Annotated in this window: 3 protein-coding genes; all 3 read left to right on the forward strand. The window is 39.3% G+C overall.

Annotated features, from left to right (window positions below; genetic code table 11):
* Window positions 1-40: 40 nt before the first annotated feature.
* A complete protein-coding gene (locus LMF32_RS00400) occupies window positions 41-1,504 on the forward strand; it encodes an NCS2 family permease (RefSeq protein WP_092479330.1) in 1,464 nt (487 codons plus the stop codon).
* Between the two features lie 141 nt (window positions 1,505-1,645).
* Window positions 1,646-4,321 (forward strand): cation-translocating P-type ATPase, encoded by a 2,676-nt coding sequence (locus LMF32_RS00405; protein WP_230523455.1) that lies wholly within the window; start codon window positions 1,646-1,648, stop codon window positions 4,319-4,321.
* Between the two features lie 248 nt (window positions 4,322-4,569).
* Window positions 4,570-5,961: an L-cystine transporter gene (locus LMF32_RS00410; protein ID WP_092479332.1), complete on the forward strand. Its 1,392-nt coding sequence runs from the start codon at window positions 4,570-4,572 to the stop codon at window positions 5,959-5,961.
* The last annotated feature ends 39 nt before the right edge of the window (window positions 5,962-6,000 follow it).

Raw genomic sequence — 6,000 nt, forward strand, 5'->3', positions numbered from 1 at the left:
CTTCTTTTGTAAACTATAAAAAAGGCAGGGTACTTATTCAATGGATAATTTTTTTAAGTTTAAAGAAAATAATACAACTATCTCAACAGAAATCATGGCAGGTTTGACAACTTTTTTTGCGATGTCTTATATCATATTTGTGAATCCCGCCATTCTTTCTATGACAGGAATGCCCACACAAGCAGTCTTTTTATCTACATTGATCGCAGCCGCAATTGGAACTTTAGTGATGGGGTTATTCGCTAATGTACCGTATGCTCAAGCACCTGGAATGGGATTGAATGCATTCTTTACATACACAGTTGTTTTTGCACTAGGTTTTACTTGGCAAGAAGCTTTAGCAATGGTCTTTATTTGCGGGATCTTTAATATCTTGATCACAGTAACAAAAGTCCGTAAAATGATCATCCATTCGATTCCTATGAGTTTGCAACATGCAATCAGCGGAGGAATCGGAGTATTCGTTGCTTACATCGGAATCAAAAATGCGGGATTCTTACAGTTTACTTCAGAACCAGGAAATATCCAAAGTATCAATAATGCTCCATTCGATGCCGCAGCTACCACTTACGAAGGCGGTATTACCAGCATAGTGAGTGGCGGAGGAATTGTTCCGGCATTAGTAAACTTTACTAATCCAGGGTCTCTTTTAGCTTTATTCGGGTTGATCATTACGGTTATTTTATTGGTATCAAAAGTGCGCGGAGCAATTTTGATTGGAATCGTAGCAACGACTATTCTAGGAATTCCGATGGGTATCGTAGATTTGTCAGGTATTTCAAATCCAGCAAATTCTTTAGGCAGTGCTTTTTCTGAATTGGGTGTTACTTTTGGAGCAGCTTTTGGATCAGAAGGTATGGCTTCTTTGTTTGGAGATGTATCTCGTCTGCCGTTAGTTTTGATGACGATTTTTGCATTCAGTTTATCTGATGTGTTCGATACGATTGGGACATTTATCGGTACTGGACGGAAAACTGGTATTTTCTCACAAGAAGATGAGTTGGCTTTGGATAACAGCACTGGGATCAAAACAAAAATGGACAAAGCATTATTTGCAGATGCGATCGCAACGTCTGTAGGGGCTGTTTTTGGAACATCTAATACCACAACATACGTTGAAAGTGCTGCTGGTATTGCAGCTGGCGGACGTACAGGCTTTACGAGTGTAGTTGTTGCAGGTATGTTCTTATTGACTAGTTTGTTCTCACCATTGGTAGCGATTGTTCCAGGACAAGCTACTGCACCGGCGTTGATTATGGTAGGGATTATGATGATGTCTTCTCTATTGGAAATCAACTGGGATGATTTAGAAGAAGCTATTCCTGCATTCTTCGCTTCTATTTTTATGGGTCTGGCTTACAGCATCTCTTATGGAATAGCAGCTGGTTTCATTTTTTACATCATTGTAAAACTAGCTAAGAGCAAAATAAAAGATGTTCATCCTGTATTAGGAGTATCTACAGCATTATTTGTCTTGAATTTCCTAATTCTGGCATTTATTTAAAACACTTATTTCACTAGGAGTCGAGGCAACTTAAAGTTGCTGCGGCTCCTTTTTTGTATTACGCACCTGATTCTTTGAATTACAAAAGATAAAAACATATAATGAAAGTGAAATGAAGAAAAGAGAAAGCGGGTGGTTAGTATGGAAAGAAAAGAACAACTAAAGGAACCATTTTTTGCTCAAGATATCTCCAAAGTTTTTCAAACGTTCGAAACGTCTGAAAAAGGTCTTACGACTGCAGAAGCAGAGAAAAGAATCGAATCTTATGGTCACAACCAGTTAAATGAGGAAAAGAAAAAAAGTATCTTGGTTAAGTTTTTTGAACAGTTTAAGGACTTTATGATTTTAGTCTTGATAGCAGCAGCTTTGATCTCGGCTTTTTTCGGTGATATAGCAGATGCTGTGATTATTTTAGCGGTAGTTATTTTGAACGCTGTATTAGGTGTTTTTCAAGAAGCGAAAGCGGAAGAAGCAATCGATTCATTGAAGAAAATGTCTTCACCTGAAGCACGTGTCCGGCGAGATGGTTCTGTCGTACATATCAAAAGTGAAGAATTGGTTCCAGGAGACATTGTGTTGCTGGAAGCTGGAGATGTAGTGCCGGCTGATATGCGTTTGTTCGAAAATGCATCGCTTAAAATTGAAGAGTCGGCATTAACAGGAGAATCTGTACCGGTTGATAAAGATATCGCTGTCGTTACTGACGAAAATGCAGGAGTCGGCGATCGGAAGAATATGGCGTTCATGAACAGCAATGTCACTTACGGACGCGGAGAAGGTGTGATTGTTGGAACAGGAATGGCGACAGAAGTAGGGAAAATCGCTGAAATGCTGGCATCATCTGAAGAAACAATGACACCATTACAACGCAACTTGAACCGTCTTGGGAAATATCTGACCATTGCGATCATTGCTATTGCTGTCCTGATGTTTATCGTTGGTTTATCAAATGGAAGAGATGTAGTAGAAATGCTGTTGACTTCGATTTCACTGGCTGTAGCAGCTATTCCTGAAGGATTGCCTGCCATCGTAACGATCATTCTTTCACTAGGAACACAAAAGATGGCAAAGAGAAAAGCTTTGGTCCGTAATTTGCCGGCTGTAGAAACACTGGGAAGTACAGATATTATTTGTTCAGATAAAACAGGTACGTTGACGATGAATCAAATGACAGTTGAAAAAGTCTATACGAACAATCAACTGCAAGATGCAGCTGACGTTGAAGTAAAAGATCTGCCTGTCATGAAAGTCATGATGTATGCGAATGATACGAATATTTCTGGAGAAGGAGAACTGATTGGTGATCCGACTGAAACGGCATTGATTCAATATGCTTTAGATAAAGATATCGATGTACAAGCTGCTTTAGCAAAAGAACCTCGTGAAGCAGAAGTTCCATTTGAATCAGAACGGAAATTGATGTCTACCATTCATAAAATGACTGATGGAATGTACTTTATAGCGACTAAGGGAGCACCAGACGAGTTGTTGAAACGATGTACTAAAATCGACATCAATGGCGAACTTCAAACATTGACTGATGAAGACCGTAAAGCTATTTTGGACAGCAACCATGATATGGCGACGCAAGCCTTGCGTGTATTGGCTATGGCTTACAAAATCGTCAGTGCTGTTCCAGACGAGGTAAACACGAACACTGTGGAAACAGAATTAGTGTATGCAGGAATGGTCGGGATGATCGATCCGGAAAGAGAAGAAGCGAAAGACTCTATTGCTGTTGCTAAAACGGCCGGTATTCGTTCGATCATGATCACGGGAGACCACAAAGATACAGCTTCTGCGATCGCTCAACGATTAGGCATCATTGAGGAAGGAGAAACAGATGCGGTTATCACCGGTGCAGAATTGGATCAAATCGATGATGCAACATTTGCGAAGACTGTGAAGAAATATTCTGTCTATGCTCGAGTATCTCCCGAACATAAAGTAAAAATTGTTAAAGCTTGGCAAAAAGCCGGCAAGATCGTAGCGATGACAGGGGATGGTGTAAATGATGCGCCAGCATTGAATACGGCTGATATCGGTGTCGGTATGGGGATCACAGGGACGGAAGTTTCTAAAGGAGCTAGTGACATGGTTTTAGCCGATGATAACTTCGCGACTATTGTAGTAGCGGTAGAAGAAGGACGGAAAGTATTTACCAACATTCAAAAAGCGATCCAATTTCTGTTGTCAGCCAACTTAGGAGAAGTGTTGACATTGTTTATTGCTACATTACTAGGATGGAGTGTATTATCTCCTGTGCATATTTTATGGATCAATTTAGTGACGGATACTTTCCCTGCAATCGCACTAGGATTGGAACCTGGCGAGAAAGATATTATGCAGGAAAAACCACGTGGAAAAGAAGCCACGTTCTTCTCGAATGGAGTCTTACCAAGCATCGTATATCAAGGAATATTAGAAGGTACGATCACATTGATGGTTTACTGGTGGGCAACGCATAACCCAGTTCATGCTGGAAACGAAGAATTGATCCACTTAGATGCATTGACGATGACATTTGCCACGTTAGGACTGCTTCAACTTTTCCATGCCTTTAACGTGAAATCAATCGAAAAATCGCTGTTTACCGTAGGACTATTTAAAAATAAAATGTTCAATTTGGCAATTGTCACTTCAGGAGTTCTTTTGGGAATGGTCATTTTGATTCCTGGATTGAACAGTTGGTTCAACGTGACGACATTGAACATGGAACAATGGTTAATTGTATTGGGAGCAGCTTTTTCAATCATCCCAATCGTTGAGATCATTAAGTTCTTTATCCGAAAATTCAGTAAGAAAAACAACAAATAAAGACATAACTGTTTTGCTTCACAAGTAAAAAGTATAAAAGACCAGCTTCTATTTTAAGAAGTTGGTCTTATTTGTCTGATTCGATTGCTTTTTCAGGCAAAAACAGTTACTATTTATAAGTCACTGAAATTTTTACTATTGAATTTCAGGACTGCCAGTCGGAAAGCTAGGCAGTCTGGGACCTTTAATCTTATGATATAACATTGCTTGCCAGTCATAGGGAAGCGGCCATTAAAGGGAGGATTTATATGACAGTAGTATCAATTATTTTAGTTTTATTATTATTTATCGCTGTTTTGTTTGGTTTATGGAAAATGCAAGCGAAACATGTGAAATTTTCAACTCGTGTTTTTACAGGTTTAGGAGCAGGGGTAGTATTTGGAGGACTGCTGCAGCTGATTTTTGGAGCTGACGGTGCAGTTACTACAGAAGCTATCAGCTGGATCAATATCGTAGGTCAAGGATATGTAAGATTCTTGCAAATGTTAATCATGCCATTGATCTTTGTTTCTATTATCGGAGCGTTCACTAAAATTGAAACGAACAAAAACTTAGGAAAAATCAGTACTTCAGTATTGACTACATTATTAGCGACAACAGCAGTCTCTGCTTTGATCGGTATGGGTAGTGTAATGTTGTTCAACTTAGACGGAGCTGAATTTGTCCAAGGAACAGCAGAAACAGAACGTATTGAACAAATCACAGAAACTTCAGCACAAGTTGCTGATTTATCTATTCCGGAACAAATTGTCAACTTTATTCCAAACAACTTTTTCGCAGATTTAGCTGATTCAAGAGATACAAGTACAATTGCAGTGGTTATCTTCTCAGCATTTGTCGGTATTGCTTACATGGGGATTTCTAGAAAAGACCCTGAAAATGCATCATTCTTCAAAAAAATCATGGATAGCTTATATACTATCGTTATGCGAATCGTAACATTAGTTTTACGTCTGTCACCTTATGGTATTTTTGCTTTAATGACAAAAATGTTAGCTACAAGTGATTTCAATGCATTAGTAAACTTAGGTGTTTTTGTAATTGCTTCTTATGCAGCAATCATCGTGATGTTCATCATCCACATGTTGATTTTGACTGGATTCAAAGTCAGCCCGATTGCTTATTTGAAAAAAGCATTGCCAGTATTGAGCTTTGCATTTACTTCTCGTTCAAGTGCAGGAGCTTTGCCATTAAATATTGAAACACAAACGAAAGCATTAGGTGTGGATAGTGCATCAGCAAACTTCTCTGGATCATTCGGATTGTCGATTGGTCAAAATGGATGTGCTGGTATCTACCCTGCAATGTTGGCAACGATTGTTGCACCAACTGTAGGAATCGACATCTTCAGTCCAGCTTACATTTTAACTTTGATGGCAGTTGTGACGATCAGTTCATTTGGAGTTGCTGGAGTCGGTGGAGGAGCAACATTTGCTGCTTTGATCGTTCTAGGAGCTATGGATCTGCCAATCGCAATCGTTGGATTGTTGATCTCTGTTGAACCAATCATCGATATGGCTCGTACAATGTTAAACGTAAATGACAGCATGATTGCTGGAGTAGTTTCATCTAGAGTCATCAAGACATTAGATGAAGACGTATTAAACAACGACGAAGCTATCGTAACTAGCGAATACTAATTTAAATCAAGCTGAGATGCCCAACAGGTATCTCAGCTT

The organism is Desemzia sp. C1 (genome assembly GCF_020882875.1).
In the GTDB taxonomy this organism is placed as follows: Bacteria; Bacillota; Bacilli; order Lactobacillales; family Carnobacteriaceae; genus Desemzia; species Desemzia incerta.

Bases quoted from the DNA above. Each gene is read 5' to 3' on its own strand.
- LMF32_RS00400 (WP_092479330.1), top strand. From the start codon at position 41: ATGGATAATTTTTTTAAGTTTAAAGAAAATAATACAACTATCTCAACA.
- LMF32_RS00410 (WP_092479332.1), top strand. From the start codon at position 4,570: ATGACAGTAGTATCAATTATTTTAGTTTTATTATTATTTATCGCTGTT.
- LMF32_RS00405 (WP_230523455.1), top strand. From the start codon at position 1,646: ATGGAAAGAAAAGAACAACTAAAGGAACCATTTTTTGCTCAAGATATC.